13 protein-coding genes are annotated in these 19499 nt (G+C 46.1%); 6 read left to right on the forward strand and 7 right to left on the reverse strand.

Annotation, left to right across the window (positions count from 1 at the left end; translation table 11 throughout):
- Positions 1–232: 232 nt before the first annotated feature.
- The 4 genes from speF (at position 233) to pdxY (ending at position 5092) form a co-directional block, all read left to right on the forward strand.
- The gene (gene speF / locus NL645_RS14985) at positions 233–2413 is read left to right on the forward strand and encodes an ornithine decarboxylase SpeF (RefSeq protein ID WP_031780582.1); all 2181 of its coding nucleotides are present in this window, start codon (positions 233–235) and stop codon (positions 2411–2413) included.
- Positions 2414–2474: 61 nt separating this feature from the next.
- Positions 2475–3785: a putrescine-ornithine antiporter gene (gene potE / locus NL645_RS14990; RefSeq protein ID WP_005396773.1), complete on the forward strand. Its 1311-nt coding sequence runs from the start codon at positions 2475–2477 to the stop codon at positions 3783–3785.
- Between the two features lie 147 nt (positions 3786–3932).
- A complete protein-coding gene (locus tag NL645_RS14995; RefSeq protein WP_005396772.1) occupies positions 3933–4121 on the forward strand; it encodes an AbrB/MazE/SpoVT family DNA-binding domain-containing protein in 189 nt (62 codons plus the stop codon).
- Between the two features lie 101 nt (positions 4122–4222).
- Positions 4223–5092, forward strand: coding sequence for a pyridoxal kinase PdxY (pdxY, locus tag NL645_RS15000; protein WP_005396771.1), 870 nt, complete (start codon positions 4223–4225; stop codon positions 5090–5092).
- 71 nt (positions 5093–5163) lie between these two features.
- Here the strand turns inward: pdxY and sstT are convergent, their stop codons facing one another.
- The 7 genes from sstT to malT form a co-directional block, all read right to left on the reverse strand.
- Complete coding sequence (gene sstT, locus NL645_RS15005) at positions 5164–6381, reverse strand: serine/threonine transporter SstT (RefSeq protein ID WP_005396770.1); 1218 nt, start codon at positions 6379–6381, stop codon at positions 5164–5166.
- Positions 6382–6738: 357 nt separating this feature from the next.
- On the reverse strand, positions 6739–7815 hold the full coding sequence (gene rsgA / locus NL645_RS15010; protein ID WP_253651949.1) for a ribosome small subunit-dependent GTPase A: 1077 nt from the start codon (positions 7813–7815) through the stop codon (positions 6739–6741).
- A 275-nt stretch (positions 7816–8090) separates the two neighbouring features.
- Positions 8091–8399, reverse strand: a complete 309-nt coding sequence (locus NL645_RS15015) for a PTS transporter subunit EIIB (protein WP_048625441.1) — start codon at positions 8397–8399, stop codon at positions 8091–8093.
- Positions 8389–9003, reverse strand: coding sequence for an SCO family protein (locus tag NL645_RS15020; RefSeq protein ID WP_006740812.1), 615 nt, complete (start codon positions 9001–9003; stop codon positions 8389–8391). Before NL645_RS15020 ends, NL645_RS15015 begins: the two co-directional genes overlap by 11 nt.
- A 9-nt stretch (positions 9004–9012) precedes the next feature.
- Positions 9013–9438 (reverse strand): hypothetical protein, encoded by a 426-nt coding sequence (locus NL645_RS15025; protein ID WP_074190343.1) that lies wholly within the window; start codon positions 9436–9438, stop codon positions 9013–9015.
- A 251-nt stretch (positions 9439–9689) separates the two neighbouring features.
- Positions 9690–10607, reverse strand: a complete 918-nt coding sequence (locus NL645_RS15030) for a DUF368 domain-containing protein (protein WP_041853110.1) — start codon at positions 10605–10607, stop codon at positions 9690–9692.
- A 580-nt stretch (positions 10608–11187) separates the two neighbouring features.
- Positions 11188–13896, reverse strand: coding sequence for an HTH-type transcriptional regulator MalT (gene malT, locus NL645_RS15035; RefSeq protein ID WP_005396763.1), 2709 nt, complete (start codon positions 13894–13896; stop codon positions 11188–11190).
- A gap of 735 nt (positions 13897–14631) precedes the next feature.
- On the opposite strand from malT, the gene NL645_RS15040 reads away from it, so the two are divergent.
- Positions 14632–17085 carry a glycogen/starch/alpha-glucan phosphorylase gene (locus tag NL645_RS15040; RefSeq protein ID WP_005396762.1) on the forward strand — a complete coding sequence of 818 codons (2454 nt, stop codon included), beginning with the start codon at positions 14632–14634 and terminating at the stop codon, positions 17083–17085.
- A gap of 117 nt (positions 17086–17202) precedes the next feature.
- Positions 17203–19383 carry a 4-alpha-glucanotransferase gene (malQ, locus tag NL645_RS15045; RefSeq protein WP_005396760.1) on the forward strand — a complete coding sequence of 727 codons (2181 nt, stop codon included), beginning with the start codon at positions 17203–17205 and terminating at the stop codon, positions 19381–19383.
- The last annotated feature ends 116 nt before the right edge of the window (positions 19384–19499 follow it).

Genomic DNA, 19499 nt, shown 5'->3' on the forward strand with positions numbered 1-19499 from the left:
TAATAATGGGCGTTGTCACATAATTATTGAAGGTTCTTTCCTTTTAGGTGCGTTTCAATATCATTGAGATAGAAGCTGGAAAGTGATGAAAGTCTCTAAATTTTAATTCGATAAAATAAGTCTTTTAAATATGAAAATTTAATCACGAAATTTGTAATTTGAATTTTAAATAAATATTTCGTTTGTAATATCTGTCCTTGTCATTTTTAAAGAACAAAAAGAGATATTTCAAATGAAACGTTTAATTATAGGTGTTAGTAATTACATGCCTGAAGACTTTAGCTTATTAGCTGAATCTTTAGATGAACAATTTAATCGTCACTTACTGCCTTTAGAACAAGTTGAATTAACCGACGTTGGTGCGGCTATTATTACGTCAGCAGACATTAAAGCGGGTCTGCACAGAATGATTTCGGAAACAGGGTACGGAATTCCTGTTTTCTTAGTGACCGATGAAACTCCAGTTTCGGCAGAAGATTACGTTTGGTTAACGGGTGTTATTGATTTAGAAAGACAATCTATCGATTACTACTGCCGTCAAATTAATGAAGCCGTGACTAAATATGAGTGTCGTCTGCTCCCTCCTTTCTTCAAGCAATTAACGCACTACGTTGAGATGGGTAACTCGGCGTTTGACTGTCCAGGGCACCAAGGTGGTCAGTTCTTCAAAAAACACCCTGCTGGTAAACAATTCTACGATTTCTTTGGCGAAAACCTGTTCCGTAGTGACTTGTGTAATGCGGACGTGGACTTAGGTGACTTACTGATCCACGAAGGTTCTGCACACCAAGCGCAAGCACACGCTGCAAAAGTATTTAACGCGGACAAAACTTACTTCGTACTCAACGGCACTTCTGCTTCAAACAAAGTGGTGTGTAACGCGCTAGTAACTGAAGGCGATTTGGTATTGTTCGACCGCAATAACCACAAGTCAAATCACCACGGCGCGTTAATCCAAGCGGGTGGTATGCCAGTTTATCTAGAAACGGCGCGTAACCCTTGGGGCTTCATTGGTGGTATGGATGAGCACTGTTTCGATGAAGAGTACATTCGTGCTCAAATCGCGAAAGTATCTCCAGAGCGTGCACGAGATGAACGTCCGTTCCGCTTGGCCATCATCCAGTTGGGTACTTACGACGGTACAATTTATAACGCTCGTTACGTCATGGATAAGATTGGCCACCTTTGTGACTACATCTTGTTTGACTCGGCATGGGTAGGCTATGAGCAGTTCATCCCTATGATGAAAGATTGTTCGCCACTGCTACTGGATCTGAAACCAGAAGATGCGGGTGTGATCGTGACCCAGTCTGTTCACAAGCAACAAGCTGGTTTCTCTCAAACGTCGCAAATCCACAAAAAAGACCGCCATATCAAAGGCCAAGCTCGTTACTGCAATCACAAACGCTTTAACAACGCGTTTATGATGCACGCATCGACATCTCCGTTCTATGCGTTGTTTGCTGCATTGGATGTGAACGCGAAGATCCACGATGGTGAAGCAGGCTTACGTTTATGGAGCGACGCAGTTAAGACAGGTATCGAAGCGCGTAAAGAAATTCTCAAAAGTTGTGAGTTAATTCGTCCGTTCATTCCAAATGAAATTGAAGGTCAACCTTGGGGCAGTTACGACACTGATGTGATCGCGACCAACAAGAAGTTCTTCATGTTCGAGCCAGATGCAAACTGGCACAAGTTTGAAGGTTATGGCGAAGGTCAATACTTTGTTGACCCATGTAAATTGTTGCTAACCACGGCAGGCATTGCCGAAGACGGCAGCTACGCTGATTTCGGTATTCCGGCAACGCTATTGGCGAACTTCCTTCGCGAAAACGGCATCATTCCTGAGAAGTGTGACTTGAACTCCATCTTGTTCCTACTCACTCCTGCCGAAGATATGGGTAAGATCCGTCACCTTGTCGCGCAAATCAACCGATTTGAAAAATTCATTCGTGATGATGCACCTCTCAGTATCGTGCTACCAGGCGTCTACGAAGCGAACAAAGAGCGCTACCGTGGTTACACCATCCGTCAGCTATGTCAGGAAATGCATGACATGTACAAAGAGCTGAACGTGAAACAGCTACAAAAAGCGATGTTCCGCAGTGAATACTTCCCACAAATGGTTCACAAACCAGACGTGGCAACACGTAAATACTTCCGCGGTGAATGCGATTACCTACCACTTAAAGAGGCCGTCGGCCGCGTAGCCGCCGAAGGTGCACTGCCTTACCCTCCAGGCATTATCTGTGTGATCACTGGTGAAATCTGGACTCAACAGGTGGTGGATTACTTCTTATCTCTAGAAGAAGGCATCAACCGATTCCCAGGCTTCGCGCCAGAAATTCAAGGTGTGTACCTTGAAGATGTCGACGGTCGCACTACCGCACATTGCTATGTCCTAAAAGATTAATCTACCCGTTCGCACCACGCTCCGGCGTCGGTGCGAACCGCTTATTCGTGGAGAATAATTTATGAGTACTGAAACTAAAAAAATGTCGGTGGTGCAGTTAACCATTCTGACGTTCATCAACATGGCTGGCTCCGGTATCATTATGCTGCCAAGTAAACTGGCGCAAGTGGGCACCATTTCTGTGTTATCTTGGCTGATCACGGCAGCGGGCTCTTTGGCGTTGGCTTATGTGTTTGCAAAATGTGGTCGCTTTAGTAAACGTGACGGCGGTATGAACGGTTACGCGTCTTACGCATTCGGTAAATCGGGTGCGTTTATGGCGGGCTGGACTTACGGTTTGTCGCTCCTTATTGCGAATATTGCGATCGCGATTACCTGTGTGGGTTACGGCTCCGCATTTTTTGAAGTGACCCTATCTCCGGTCGAAACCTGTTTGTACACCATCGCCATTCTTTGGATTTGTACTTTCGCTAACTTCGGTGGTGCGAAAATCACAGGTCAAATCGGTACCTTCACGGTATGGGGTGTGATCCTACCGGTATGTTCGCTAGGTATTGTTGGTTGGTTCTGGTTTAACCCAACCATGTACATCGAAGCTTGGAACCCACACCACCTACCATTTGGTGAAGCTGTGAGTGCTTCTATTGCCATGACACTATGGGCGTTTCTTGGTCTTGAATCGGCCTGTGCGAACTCAGAAGCGGTAGAAAACCCAGAGAAGAACGTACCAATCGCAGTATTGGGCGGTACGTTGATTGCTGCGGTGGTTTACATTGTATCGACAAACATCTGTTCTGGTATCGTTGCAAACTCTGAGCTTGCCGCTTCTACCGCGCCATTCTCAACCGTATGGTCTGTGATGCTTGGCTCAGCAGCAGGTAAAGCGGTTGCTGGTATGGCGGTATTGGCTTGTGCGGGTTCTCTATTAGGTTGGCAGTTCACTATCGCGTCAGTGTTCAAATCATCTTCTGATGCGGGCTTCTTCCCTAAATTGTTCTCTCAAGTGGACAAACGTGGTACGCCAATCAAAGGTATGGTGGCCATCACGGTTATCCAATCGGTGCTGTCTTTAATGACTATTTCTCCAACGCTGAACGAGCAGTTCGAAGCGCTGGTTAACCTAGCGGTAGTAACGAACGTTATTCCTTACATCCTATGTATGGGCGCAATTTTCATCATGCAGCAAGTGGCGCACGTACCAGAGCGCGAGATGAAAACCACCAACATTATCGCTCTGATTGGTTCCCTATACAGCTTCTACGCGCTATATGGTTCCGGCTACGAAGCGATGATGTGGGGCTCAATCGTCACCTTCCTAGGCTGGAGTGCTTACGGTCTGATTGCTGCCAAGCATGAGCCTTTAGCAAATTAAAAAATAATAATGAAAGAGCCTTCCCAAACGCGGTGTGGAAGGCTCTTTGTTTTTAGGCGCTTATGCCAAGCCCAAGTCAGAACAAGGCTCTTGGGAATAAATATCCAATGATGTGAAAACTCATTTTCGACATTTGGAGGACGAAAGATGATAAGTCAACCTGTTAAAATCGGTGACGATACCGCCGTAGTCATTCCAAGCGTAATCCTGACTCAACTCGGGATAAGGGAAGGAGATACCCTAGAAATCGCACTGAATAAAGACAAAATGGAAATCAAGAAGATGGTGTTGAAAACCAGCGCTCCAACTTACTCTGAAGAAGTTAACGAGAATTGAGTTAGAGAATCTTGGTTTGTCGGATACACTACTGGTTTCGCAAAACTGGCGCTTGCCGCTGTCTTTGAACTATCGATAACAACAATAAGAGGTAAGGTACTATGCAAGGTATCCTCTCTATACAATCTCATGTTTCTTTTGGTCATGCTGGTAACAGCAGTGCCGTTTTCCCAATGCAACGCATGGGCTTCGAAGTATGGCCGATTCATACCGTTCAATTTTCTAACCACACGCAGTATCAAGAAGGTTGGACTGGGCGAGCGTTTGCGGCTGAAGACATTAGCGAGTTAGTGCGTGGTCTTAGTAACATCGGTGCATTGGAAAAGTGCCAAGCGGTGTTGACGGGCTACCAAGGCAGCGCAGAGCAGTGCCTTGCTGTTGAAGAAACCGTGACGAAGGTGAAGCAAGCGAACCCGAAGGCACTTTATGTTTGCGACCCTGTGATGGGCGCTCCAGACAAAGGCTGTATCGTGGCTCCGGGCATTGCTGAGAATCTTCTGACGCGTTTGATGCCAATGGCGGACGTGATCGTTCCAAACCAATTCGAGCTAAGCCAATTTGCAGAGATGGAAATCCACTCGTTAGACGATGCGATCACGGCATGCCAACGTGCGCTAGCGAAAGGTCCAAAAGTGGTGCTAGTTAAGCACCTTTACTGCCTAGAAAATGGCAGCTTCAACATGCTATTGGCTACGCAAGAAGGCATTTACCTTGCGAAGCGTCCTCAGTTTGAGTTTGCCAAACAACCTGTGGGGGTAGGCGATCTTATTTCGGCTATCTTCACCGCTGGATTATTGAAGGGCTGGTCTCCTAAACAAGCTTTCCAACACTGCCATGACGCGTGCTACGGGGTATTAAGCGCCACTTACCATGCTGGGGAGTGGGAGCTGCAAACTATCGCGGCACAGCAAGAGTTTGTTGAGCCAAGTAAGCATTTCTCAATTGAAGAGGTGGCTCTGGCCACCGCGTAATTGAGCGCAAATAATTAGTATATAAAAAAGGGAGCCATCATCGGCTCCCCTTTCTATTTATTCTGTCAGTCTTACTGAGCTTTTTGCTGTTCTGATTTACAAACTGCTGCTGTGAAGACAACGTCTGTTGAACTGTTTAGTGCAGTTTCAGCAGAGTCTTGAATCACGCCGATGATGAAGCCAACCGCTACAACCTGCATTGCTACGTCGTTTGAGATACCAAACAGACCACACGCAAGTGGGATAAGTAGTAGCGAGCCACCTGCAACACCTGATGCGCCACATGCAGAAACCGCAGCCACAATACTTAGCAGTAGTGCAGTCAGTAGATCAACTTCAATACCCATAGTGTGCACAGCTGCAAGCGTTAGCGTTGTGATAGTGATTGCAGCACCAGCCATGTTAATGGTCGCACCTAGAGGGATAGATACTGAGTATGTATCTTCGTCCAGTTTTAGCTTCTCACATAGTGCCATGTTTACTGGGATATTCGCCGCACTTGAACGAGTGAAAAACGCGGTTACACCACTTTCACGTAGGCAACGGAATACAAGTGGGTAAGGGTTTTGCTTAGTTTTAACGAACACGATCGCCGGGTTTACAACGAGTGCGATGATCATCATAGCGCCAAGAAGAACAGCCAGAAGGTGTGCGTAGCTTGCTAGTGCGCTAAAGCCTGTTGTTGCGAACGTTGAAGCAACCAGACCAAAGATACCAAATGGTGCAAGACGAATGATAAAGCGAACAATGTGAGACACGCTGTGGCTAAGATCTTCAAACACGGCTTTCGTTGTTGCAGATGCGTGGTGTAGCGCAAGACCCAGACCCACACCCCAAGCAAGAATGCCGATGTAGTTTGCTTCTACTAGTGCATTTACTGGGTTGTCGACCAGTTTAAACAACAGTGTGCGTAGAATTTCAGCAATACCTTGAGGCGGCGTTGCACCTTCAGCGCCGGTGACAAGCGTTAAATTGGTCGGGAAAAGGAAGCTTAGAACCACTGCTGATAGCGCCGCGAAGAACGTACCCATCAGGTACAGTACAACGATTGGACGCATGTACGTGTGCTGGTTTTTCTTTTGGTTCGCAATTGAAGCGGCAACCAAAATAAACACAAGGATTGGCGCGATCGCTTTAAGAGCACCAACAAAAAGGCTACCAATTAATCCTGCACTTTCGGCATGGCTTGGGGAAATTGTGGCGAGCAAAATACCAAAGACAATACCGACAAGGATCTGGACGACGAGGTTACCACGAGCAAATCGGGCAACGAGGCTGTTGTGTTGCATACATCATTCCTGCAATTTTATGGCAGAGCGAGCAGGGCAATAGTCCATCATTACACGGCGATAATGCCCTTGTATTGCAAGGGGTGAGCATTGCTTCTGGTCACTAAGACACATGATTATCAATTATCCTGTTTTTATAAATTCAGCCATTTTCTTGCTGAATATCACATATCTTAGCTTGGTAATATTTTGTGTCTAGTTTTAGTTTGTTTTTGGATTAAATGTTTGCTCAATGTTATTTAAATAAGATTTTTATGTTGAAAATTATCATTAGTTATGAGTAATGGTTTTTAATAAAGTTGTTAAAAAGGAGACTTTCGTCTCCTTTGATTTTATTGACAACTCAAACGTAACAAATCAGTAACTTTGTTGGCGCCTGCGCTTATCACTCATGGCATTTCGAGTGAGTTTCCCGAACTGTCGACTTTGAGCTCGTTGTTCTGCCAAAGTCGCGCCGTTAAAGGCTTGTTCTCGCAATAGTTTTTGATAGTTATTGAAACGACGAACCTCCAGTTTGCCATTTTCAATCGCAGCTTGAACTGCGCAACCCGGCTCAGTTTGATGCTGGCAATCACCAAAGCGACAACGCTGAGCGAGAACCTCAATGTCAGAAAATGCCTCACTGACGCCCACTTCGCAGTCTGCTAGTTGAAGCTCGCGCATTCCCGGAGTATCAATCAAGATGCCGCCATCAGGTAATAGATGGATAGAGCGCGATGTGGTTGTATGTCGCCCTTTGCTATCGTCTTCACGAATATGCCCAGTCGCCTGTTCTTGCTGCCCGAGTAATGCATTCACAAGAGTTGATTTGCCAACGCCTGAAGAACCGATAAAAGCGACGGTTTGTCCTTCTTCGCACCAGCTCATGAGTTTAGAAGCACTCTCTGTTTCTAAGCCGTTGACTGTCTCTATGACTAATAGAGGGTCGAGCTTCTGTACTTGGCTTTTTAGTTCATCAATGTTGCCACACAAATCGGCTTTGGAAAGCACGATGACGGGTTCGACTTCGGCTTCATGAGCCAAGGCGAGATAGCGTTCAATACGACTTAAATTGAAGTCGTCGTTAAGGGAAAAGACGATAAAAACGGTATCCACATTTGCGGCGATGAGCTGCTCTGCCACTTTGCTTCCTGCTGCTTTGCGGCTAAAGAGGCTCAAGCGATCCAGTAAGCGAACAAATTGCTGATCGTCATTTAAGATAACCCAGTCTCCGACGGTCATATTGGGTAGAGAGTGGTGGGCATTGAGGTGGACTTGCCCCGTTTCTGTCGCCAATAGGTAACCACTTCGGTGATGTGCAATCACACGTGCGAAGATAGTGTCGTCGTAATCGTCTAGTGTCAGTTGTTGCTGAAAAAATGGTTTCCAACCCAATCGTTTTAGTGGGTTTGAAGTTGAAATTAATGTTTCACAAAAAGTATGTGTTTGATTCATTGTTGAATTATCCCAGACGCAAAAAAGCGCCTTAATACAAATCGCATTAGGGTCTAATTCGGATAGAGTTGACCCCGGTGAAGACCGGGCAGAGAAGGGGAGTTGTGGCTATGCCACGTAATTGGTGCGGTTAGGGTTACCCTTGCGATGCCCAGTTAGTGTTATTCAATACAATCATCATGTGTCCTCTTCGTTGGTTAATAAATAAGTGAATTAATTAAGCCAAGAGAGTATAGCCGCCCTTTATCTTAGAGGGTAGCTATACTGCGAAAATATTAGCTTTGTTTGTTGATGCGCTCTTCCATTATCTGCGAATACGTGTTGGCTTTTAAGCCGTATATGATTTGGACATGACGCTCATCCAGTATCACGACGCCATGTGCGCCATGATTTTTGAGTGCATTTTTATCTATGATGGACGTCGTTCTGAGGGTAAGACGTAGCCGAGTCGCGCATGCTCCAGTTTCTAGCAGGTTTTCTATCCCCCCAATGGCGTCAATGATCGTATCGACGTCTTGTTCGACATTGGGGTTGGTTTGAGTTAGGAAACTGAAAAACTGTTTCAGCGCTGACTTAACTGTCATTTGAGGAGCCTTCAGTCGTCAGTTTTGAAATGGCTTCAACAATCGGTGCCGGCGAGAGTGTATGCGGTACCTTGGTGATTAACGTGCCATCCGGCTTCAAGAAGTAAAAGTAAGAGCTGTGATCAAGCGTGTATTTGAGCTCCGAGCCTTCCAATTCGGTTTTTCGGAAAATTACGCCATAGTTGTGTGCCAGAGGTGTGGTTACATCAAGCGGTGCCGATAGGCCTTCAATCATAGGATGGAAGTAATGGGCATATTTCGCCGAGGCATCGGCCTCATCACGCTCTGGATCTAAAGAAATGAACATTGGGCGCAGTTGCGCTTTTTGCGCTTCATCGATCTGATTTAGGGCTCCTGCTAGCATAGCAAGCGAAGTTGGGCAAACATCCGGGCAGCGAGTAAAACCAAAATAGACGACTCGAATGCGAGGGTCATTCACATCGAAGATATTGACGGCTTGGTTATTTTCCCCAAACAATACCGTTTGTTGAGACGTGGAACTATCCACTTGCTCTGGCTTCGTTTTCTGATTATCTAAATAGCTTTTTACGCCAAACCCGAGGGCGAAAGCAACTACGAGAAATAGGGACCAATTGCGGCTCATAACGATTCCTTATCTTTGCATTTTTATAGCAGGGTAAACGGTACTCTCTCCATCACTGAGTTCACCAACCCATGTCATGGCGTCTTGAGTGCAAACCGGCAGAATGATGTCACCTTGATATCGACCGGGAGCGACTTGCTTCAGTAAAAACTTGGGTTCTCCCATCTCCATTTCTCTTCCTGAAAGGCTTAGGACGAGTTGCTCAGCATCGCTTGTGTGCCACTCAACATTCAGAGTAGTAGGGACCAAGGGTTGAGCAGTATCTGCGTTGAGCGTCATCGTAACATTCTCTTGAACGCACGAGGCAGTAGAGAGAACGCAATACTCATCTATCGGTTTGATCGGAGTGGATGAAGAAAAGCTTTTTAGTAAAGTTGGGGCATAAAATCCCGCAACCAGTGCGGCTGAAACAGCGGCGATTTGTAACACTTTCATTAAGGTTCAGCATTTATCACTTAACATTACCTGCATCGTAGCACAGAAGCGTCATTCGCCAACTCGTGGCCTAGATAAATTGTGCGTTGTGCCTCGATGACAGAGATCAAAATAACCGCGCGGTGTAGGGGGGGGTGAATCAAGCCCATAAAGATTTTCAATTGCGATGATTTTCTCTTTGCCAACAAACAAGAAAGAAGCCAATTGGCTCCGTTCTTGTTTGTTGATTCCGTATTGATTTGATACCGCAGTTACTTGTCTGAATCTGCAAATTTTTCGAGGCTCAAAACCAGCGCAATGGCAGCAAGCATCATCACAACGGCAAGCACTAACTGAGAAGGTTGTGATGTCACGTGTTCAAATTCAAATGGTGATAGGTTGTGCTGTAGCAAGGGCACTTGTTCACCCTTTGAATTGGTGCGCCAAGTGATGGTTTCTTTCCAAGGCCAAATCTTTGGTAACGTACCAATCATTAAGCCTGTCAAAAACATCAGAGTGAAATCGCGGAACTTGCGTAGTAACCACGACAATAGATGCGAAAAGGACAGCAAACCAATCACACAACCTGACAAAAACAGCGCCAATGTATCGACTTGGAAGCCTTTCACGGCGGCTAATACTGGCGCATACATCCCAATCAATAACAAGATAAAGCTGCCAGAGATGCCCGGTAAGATCATCGCGCAAATCGCGATAGCACCAGCGAACAACGTGTTAATAGCCGTTGGTTCCATGTGTAAAGGTTTAAGCACGGTGATGCTGTAAGCAAACCCGACACCAACAAGTAAAGTCACGAAGCGGATAAGATCACGTTGTTCAACCTGACGAATAATGTGATAGACCGATACCAAAATCAGACCAAAGAAAAATGACCAAAGTGGGATGGGGTGTGTGTCAAGAAGCCAAGTGATCAACTTTGCTAGCGTAGCAATGCTGGTGAAAATACCGGCAAACAGAGCGATAAGGAAGAAACCGTTGATGTGATTAAAGGCGGCTTTAACCCCTTTTTTTCGCCAAATAGAGAAAAGTGATGGGTTAATGCGTCGAATGCTCTCAAGCAGCGTATCGTAAATGCCGGTGATAAACGCGATGGTGCCGCCTGATACGCCAGGAACAACATCTGCTGCGCCCATGGCGATTCCTTTGAAGAAAGTAATTAAGTAGTTCATTGCTCTAATGCTAAGTCGTTTCGATGGCACAGAGTATACAAACATTGCGACGAAAAAAGTATGAAATAGTGCTGTAGCTACTGGGTTTTATATCCAAGCAATTGCTTATTGTTGTTACAGGTTATGAGGTGATTCAAATACAATGATATCTTAACATTTGGTTTACATTATTGAGATAATTAACTGTACTATCAATGGCTACGCCTGTTGCATTATGCAAATGCAATTTGATAATTGAATTTGCATTTTGCTATATTTTATATAGACAAATTCACTTTATATGAGATCCTGTGCCCAAAAATAAGTCTTTGCATTTTGGCATGATTAATGCATAATACTGCTCGACCCTTCTTAAGCCGAGGGTCACCTAGCCAACTGACGTTGTTAGTGAATACAATTTGTTCACACTAAATATAAGCCAATCGCGATTATTGCGGTTGGCTATTTTTTTATATGAACAACGTTACTTACGTGCTTTGCAAATTGCACTTCTCTCGTTCTAGACTCATAAAAAAGGGCTGACGCATCACGCCAACCCCTTGTATTTCACTTTAGGTTTTAATCTGTTTTCTTGAGCTGATCAGTACCCCATCAACTGGAGTAAATTTTCAGCTGTCACAATGGCCTCTTTACGATTGGCGATATTGAGCTTTTGGTACAAGTTGCGAATGTGAGTTTTAATCGTGGTGCCTGCCACATCAAGCTCTTGCGCGATTTGCTCATTGCTGAAACCAGAATAAATCAAACCAAGCACCTGCCACTCACGTTGAGTCAGTGGGCTTGTGCGAACCAGTTCCGGTACGTTAGGGTGGTTTACCAGCTTCTCAATGAAGTCTTCATCAAAGTGAATAGAGCGGCTGCGCTGATTGGAGGAAATATCCTTCATCAATTGTTGAGCGCGGTGGCGTTCTAGATCGCCTAACTCATGGCGTAGGCTTAACTTCTCCAGTAGCCCGCCAATGGTGGCGCCATCAATGAGGAAATTACCTACCATCCCCGTCTGGTTTGTCATCACTAACGCTTCTTTTAGCAATGCTTTTGCTTGCTCTTCGTCTTTTTGGCGAGCAGCAAACACTGCTTCGACCACTAAGTTGCGATTAGTATCTGTGATCAGGTTGGTTCGACGAGCTTCACTTTGGAGGAAATCTAACGCTGCGCGCGCTTCGGTATATTGGCCTAAGTTGATGTGTGCACGTGCAATGTTACGCCATTGCAATTGTGAAAAGTGGTTGCATGCCGATTCAGGACGAACCGCAGTGTTGAGCCATTCTTGCATTGCATCGGTATTCCCGCGCGCTTGCCAAAACAGGATCAACGATAGTGAAGCGTTTGCTGTCCAATCTACGTGGTAAGTCGACTGTTTCATCAAGTGTTGGATATGCTCAATGAATTTACCGGCTTTGTCTAGCTCGCCACGGCCAACCGCAATACGCGCCAGCATCGAGTAGCTGTGTAAGTGTTTACTTGGCGAATGGTTTTCGAGAATTTGTAGACCTCGGTAGGCACATTCCTCTGCTTCATCAAGTCGGTTCCAGCACCAAAGCACTTGCGCACGAATACGCAGCAAAAACTCGTGCAGAGGAACATGTTGAAGTTGCTGATCTTCAATCAAACGGAATGCGGAATCTTGCAGCTCAAAGGCGGCTTGTACGTAACCTTGCGCAATCAAAATCTCGCTTTGTTGTAAAATCGCCCATAACGCTTGGTGGTAAACTTGGTACTGACGAGCCAGCTTCTCGGTTTGTTGCATCATCGGTAACGCGCGGTCGAGTTTACCTAGCACGTGGTTAACTTCGCCAACAACCGAAGTTGCCACAATGCGGCTACGGTAAATCGTGTTATCAAGTTGGCTAAGTGCTAGCTCCGCTAATTCGAGTGCTTTCTCTGGCTGGTTGCTGTTGATAGCCACTTGAGCAAGCAGCGCGTTTGCTTGACCTTGATAATGAATATCTAACTCAATGTTACGCTTTTTATGCTCCTCTTCCGCTTCTTCAAGCAGGTGGCCTACTTGGTTATAACGGTGCTGACTTTGAGCCAACCAAGCTCGGAGCATCGTAAGTTTTGGGTGGCTGAACAGAAGCTCAGCATCCAACTTATTAATTGAGCTTTCCAGTGTGCTGAGCTCGCCTTGGTTAAACATCTTCCAGCCGAATTCGTTTAGAATTTCTACCACCAAGTCTTTATCGTTCGACTTTTGTGCATGGTGAATCGCTTGGTGCGGTGCTTTTTGTTGTAACCAGGCAACAGCTGCATTGCGGTGAAGATCTTTTTCTTGCTGAGGAATACGCGCTTGGCGCTCATGAGACAAAAACTCGCCAAATAAGTTATGGAATCGGAACCAGTTTTGCTCCCCTTCGAGTGGGTAGATGAATAAGCCGTAGCGGTTTAATGATTCGATCAAACCAAGCGCATCTTCGCGTTGGGTGAGGGCAAACACCAACTCATCATTGAAGTGGTCAAGCACGGAAACTTGCATCAAGAAATGACGAGTTTCGTGATCGAGTAGGTCAAATACTTCTTCGACCAGGTAATCCCACAAATGCGCGTGATTGAACTGCGATACCGACTCTACGGTTTGTGCCAATGTACGGTTTTGATGTTGCGCTTGCAACGCGATCAACTGCATCGCCGATGGCCAACCTTCCACATAGGTTCTGAGGCTGTTTGCCATGTCTTCGTCGATGCCATCGGCAATACGCTGATTAAAGAAGCGAGTCGTTTCTTCGGTATCGAACGCCAACATCTCGTTGCCGATTTCGATCATTAAATCACGAACACGTAAGTTTGCAGTACCCAGAGGCGGCGCTGCACGACTTGTTACCACAACGGTGAGGTTGTCTGGCATGTGTTTTAAGAAGAAACGCATGGATTCATGGATTTCATCGTTGGTAATCAAGTGATAGTCATCCAGCACCACGTAGCACTCTTGATGAAAATCTGCCATTTCCGCGAATACTTCGCTGAATAAAGAACGTAGAGAAGAGATCTGGCGTTTTTCCGCCAGTTTTTGTGCGTTAGAGCAACTGAAGTTGGTGGCTTTGTTTAATGCTTGAAGCAGGTAGTTCACAAAACGAAAGCCGTCGTTATCGCTGTCATCAATGCTGTACCAACCGACGTTTGGTTTATCGGATAGCCACTGCGCTGCCATGGTGGTTTTTCCGTAACCTGCTGGGGAGCGGAATAAAACCAATTTGTAGTAAGGCGCTTGCTGTAGTAAGTCCAACACTCGTGGGCGCACGATGGCATTGTGCAGGCGTCCTGGTCGAGTAAGCTTAGATGGAATCCACATTAGTAATTATGTCCTTATTTATGTATACCCAAGTGATTGCGACATGATCATTTCAGTAAGGCCCCCTCGAAAGCTTCGTCTTACTGAATGATTTCACCGGCATCAAAAACTGTTTGAATGCTGGTTGATGTCGCCTCTTGTTGGGGCTTGCATCCGTCTGAAAAAGCATTCCATACGGTCACTTAGATATAAAAGCTAGCGAAAACTAGAAATAACTCACACCGCCTAATTCTAGTTTGTATAAAAAGCGTACAATCCTGTGAGCCGTGTGGGATGGTACGACATCAGAAATGTCCGTTACTTTGATCCACTTCCTAATTCTCAAGGGTTGATGGATTTACCATCAACTACGCCCTTTATTTGTGATTCTTGTCACTTAAATATCGTTTGTGTCGTTAGCGTTAAGATCGCGTTGCACATCGATTATGAAAAATCTTTCCATGTTAACCAAGTTAATGTGACCAATATTACAATTTTCACATCATCAGATGAGTGGGCTATAAAAAGCGTCATGAACGGGTTTTAACCTTTCTCATATTCCATTGTGATCAAAATCACTAAGAACTGGAGCAAAGCTCACTTTGTTGAGATTTGGATCACTAACCTAGCAATGGTACCCCCTCTACGCCCTCAGCCCTCCTCCTTCAAAGGAGGAGAATTAGGAGGATGTTTATTCACAGAGGTAAATGCACGATGTATGGCAGATGAATTACCAAAAGACGTGAGAATTTCGTAATGAAACCTACTCAACAAAAACAATTTGACAAGAAGTCGTTCCAAGAAAGCGTAAAGAAACACCTATCTGTAACTTACGCTCACACGATTGAAAACGCAGACAGCCGCGCTTGGTACCTAGCAATGGGTCATGCACTGGCTGAGTTCACTACTTTAGATTTGCTTGCTACTGAAGAAGATCCACGCATTAAAAGTGCGAAGAGCGTTAACTACCTTTCTCTAGAGTTCCTTATCGGTCGTTTGACGGGTAACAACCTAATCAGCATGGGTCTGTACGAACAAGTAACAGAAGCAATGGCTGAACTGGGTTACAACCTAACTGACCTGCTAGAAGAAGAACGTGACCCATCATTGGGTAACGGTGGTCTTGGTCGTCTAGCGGCATGTTTCATGGATTCATGTGCGGCACAAGAATTCCCAACCGTCGGTTACGGCTTGCACTACGAATACGGTTTGTTCAAACAGTCTTTCAAAGATGGTCGCCAGCAAGAAGCACCTGACGCATGGCGTGGTGTAGAAGGCTACCCTTGGGAAATTGCTCGTCCAGAACTTGCACAAGAGATCGGTTTCTACGGTCACGTTGAAGTGGTTAACGAGAACGGTAAAGAAGTTCGCAAATGGGTTCCTGGCATGTCTGTAAGAGCAATGCCTTGGGATCTACCAATCGTAGGTTACGAATCAGACACGGTTTACCCGCTACGTCTTTGGGAATGTCAGGCAATTGCACCGTTCTCGCTAGCAAGTTTTAACAACGGTGACTACTTCGAAGCGCAGCACGCACTGATCGACGCAGGCAACATCACTAAAGTGCTTTACCCGAATGACAACCACGAGAAAGGTAAAACACTTCGTCTAATGCAACAGTACTTCCACTCAGCTGCGTCTGTACGTGACATCCTACGTCGCCACGAAGCTGCTGGCTACTCGCTAGCGGATCTACCGAAGCAAGAGACTATTCAGCTGAACGATACGCACCCAACGATTGCGATTCCTGAGCTAATGCGCATCCTGATGGACGAAAAAGGTCTTACTTGGGAAGCGGCTTGGGAGATCAGCTCTCAAACATTTGCGTACACCAACCACACGCTACTTCCAGAAGCACTAGAGACATGGCCAGAGTCGCTAATTCAGCACCTACTACCACGTCACATGGAGATCATTTACGAGATCAACCACCGCTTCCTACAAGACGTACGTGCAATGTGGCCGGGTGATGTCGCGAAACAACAGAAGCTTTCTATCATCGAAGAAGGTTTCCACCGCATGGTTCGCATGGCAAACCTATGTGTAATTGGCTCTTACGCAGTAAACGGTGTAGCGGCGCTTCACTCTGAATTGGTTAAGAAAGACCTATTCCCAGAGTTCCACGAAATGTACCCAACACGTCTACACAACGTAACGAATGGTATTACGCCACGTCGTTGGTTGAAGTTCTGTAACCCAGGTCTTTCTAAGCTAATCACAGAGAAAGTCGGTCCAGAATGGCCAGCGAAACTAGAGCAACTAGAAGGCATCGCTAAGTACGCCACTGACGAGAAATTCCAGAAAGAATTCATGGCAGTGAAGAAAGAGAACAAAGAACGCCTAGCTAACTGGGTGAAAGAGAACATGGGTATTGAACTCGATACTAATGCGATCTTCGATGTTCAAATCAAGCGTCTGCACGAGTACAAGCGTCAGCACTTAGACCTTCTACACGTACTGTCTCTGTACCATCGCATTATTAACGAACCAGGCTTCGAATGTGTGCCTCGCGTTGTGTTCTTCGCAGCGAAAGCGGCACCGGGTTACCACCTAGCGAAAGAAATCATTTTCGCTATTAACAAGATTGCTGAGAAAGTGAACAACGACCCTCGCATCGGCAACAAGCTGAAAGTGGTCTTTATTCCTGATTACCGCGTGAGCATGGCTGAAATTATTATTCCTGCGGCGGACGTATCACAACAAATTTCACTTGCGGGTAAAGAAGCATCAGGTACTGGTAACATGAAGATGGCGCTTAATGGTGCCCTAACGATCGGTACGATGGATGGTGCTAACGTTGAGATTCGTGAAGAAGTAGGCGATGAGAACATCTACATCTTCGGTCTAGACGTTGAAGGTGTGAAAGCGCTGAAAGCTCAAGGTTACAACCCATTTGATTACTACAATGCGGATCACCTACTCAAAGCGTCTATGGACCTACTACTGGGTGAAGAATTCACTCCAGGTCAACCAGGCTTACTGCGTGCAACGTACGACAGCCTACTAGACGGCGGTGACCCGTACTTATGTCTTGCGGACTTCGCATCTTACGTGAAAGCGCACGAAGACATGAGCGAACAATACAAAGACCAAGCTGGTTGGGCGAAGAAAGCCATTCTTAATACCGCCCTTGTCGGCAAGTTCACCTCAGATCGCTCAATTCGCGACTATGTGAACAACATCTGGAAACTAAAAGCGGTTCACCGTTAATAGAACAGAGTTAAGACCAAGGTAGCCAAGCGCTACCTTTGGTCATTTTCCAAAAGAAGTTATTGATAACAATAAAACCCTACATGGAAGGTGTTGGTATTACCTTCGGAGAAAGCGATGAAAGAACAAACAGCATTAAAGAAAGTCGCGGAAATGGCGAGATTGGCTGATAGCTATGTCAGTGCTTGGGGAGATGAGGCAAAAGTGTCTGAGGAGACGCTACGCCGCTTGCTCGCTTCGCTTGGCTACGATACTAGCAGCGATGAAAAACTATTGGCTTCTGCTGAAAAGAAACATAAAAAAGACGTACTAGCCCCTGTTCTTGTTTTACGCGACGGCGAACCAGTCGAAGTGGAACTAAACCTAGGTACGAGTGCTCGTGAGAGTGAATTCAGCTGGCGTTTAGAAACAGAACAAGGAGAGGTACTTGAAGGCTATCTTCAGTCCCAAATTGTTCGTGATGAGCGTGCTGAGGGTGGCCCTCTAGTGTTTGCATTGCCAAAGAACTTGGCTTGGGGTTATCACAAATTGATTGTCAGCCGTAAGCGTCGTAAAACGCCTTACGAGATGTCATTGATCATCACGCCGAAAGCGTGTTTCAAACAAGACGATCTAAACCAACATAAAAAGCTATGGGGTCCTAGTATCCAGCTTTACACACTGCGTACTCAGCACAACTGGGGTATCGGTGATTTTGGTGACCTAAAACAGTTGGTGAGCGATATCGCTTCTCGTGGCGGTGACTTCATTGGTTTGAACCCGATTCACTCACTGTTCCCAGCGAACCCAGAAGGCGCGAGCCCATACAGCCCGTCTTCTCGTCGTTGGTTGAATATCATGTACATCGACGTAAGTTCTGTACCTGAATTCGCACTGAGTGCTGAAGCTCAGCAACGTGTTGGCAGTGCAGAGTTTCAACAGCGTCTACAAAAAGCACGTGACTCTCATTGGGTGAACTACACAGAAGTTTCGCAACTGAAAATGAGCGTTCTTCCGCTGCTGTTTAGTGAGTTTAAAGCTCGCCATTTAGACAAAAACACCGACCGCGCTCGTGCATTCTTGGATTTTGTCGAAAAAGGCGGCGACAGCTTGTTACACCAAGCTGCATTCGATGCGCTTCATGCGGATTTACACGCAGAAGATTCAAACATGTGGGGTTGGCCTGTATTCCCTGAGAAATACCGCACATTCGACGCAGCCGGCACTCAGAAATACATCAAAGACAACCAAGACCGCGTTCACTTGTACATGTACCTACAGTGGATCGCAGACGATCAAATCAAAGAAGCGCAGTCACTGGCAGAAGAAAAAGGCATGGCTGTTGGCTTGTACCGTGACCTTGCTGTCGGTGTTGCCGACTCAGGTAGTGAAACTTGGGCCGACGACGGTAACTTAGTGTTAGACGCCAGCATCGGTGCGCCGCCGGATGTACTTGGTCCTCTGGGTCAAAACTGGGGTCTGCCACCGCTTAACCCTCAAGTTTTAGAAGCGACTGGTTACGACGCGTACATCAAGTTGTTACGTGCCAACATGAAGCACTGTGGTGCACTGCGTATCGACCACGTACTTGGCCTGCTTCGCCTTTGGTGGATTCCAAAAGGCGAGAAAGCGACAGAAGGCGCTTACTTGTACTACCCAGTGGAAGATATGCTCGCAATCCTAGCGCTTGAGTCGCACCGTCATCAGTGCTCTGTGATTGGTGAAGACTTAGGTACTGTGCCAGATGAAATCGTCGATATCCTACGCGATGCAGGTGTGCACTCATACAAAGTGTTCTTCTTCGAAACTTCGAAAGAAGACGGTGGGTTCATTTCTCCGAAGCACTACGCAGAGCAATCGATGGCGGCACTGTGTACGCATGACATGCCAACCCTGCGTGGTTTCTGGCACTGCGATGATTTGAAAATGGGTCGTGAGATTGGCCTTTACCCAGATGAGAAACAGTTGGAAGGCTTATTTGCTGATCGCTTGAAGTGCAAGCAAGGTATCTTAGACAGCGTTCGCTGGCACGGCTATTTGCCAGAAGGCATTGGTCATGATGCTCAGTACGTACCGATGGACTCGTACCTAAGCGAAGCGCTGCAACTGCACGTAGCTGCGGGTGACTCTGCACTGCTTAGCGTTCAGCTTGAAGACTGGCTAGAAATGGATCAACCGGTCAACATTCCTGGCACGGTGGATGAGTATCCAAACTGGCGTCGTAAATTGTCGATGAACCTAGATGAAATCTTCAGCCGTGAAGATGTGAATCGCATTTCCAAACGCCTCACTGAAGTTCGCGCACAGGCGAGCAAATAAGATGCGTAGAGTGACGTAGATGAATGAGCGGATTACCAATTTTGTTAGCTCAGAGGTACGAAAGTTCCGTCTAGGTCACTCATTCCGAAAACACAATCCGTTAGGATGAAGTACCG

Source organism: Vibrio sp. Y51_MX_L26, assembly GCF_024181935.1.
In the GTDB taxonomy this organism is placed as follows: Bacteria; Pseudomonadota; Gammaproteobacteria; order Enterobacterales; family Vibrionaceae; genus Vibrio; species Vibrio diabolicus.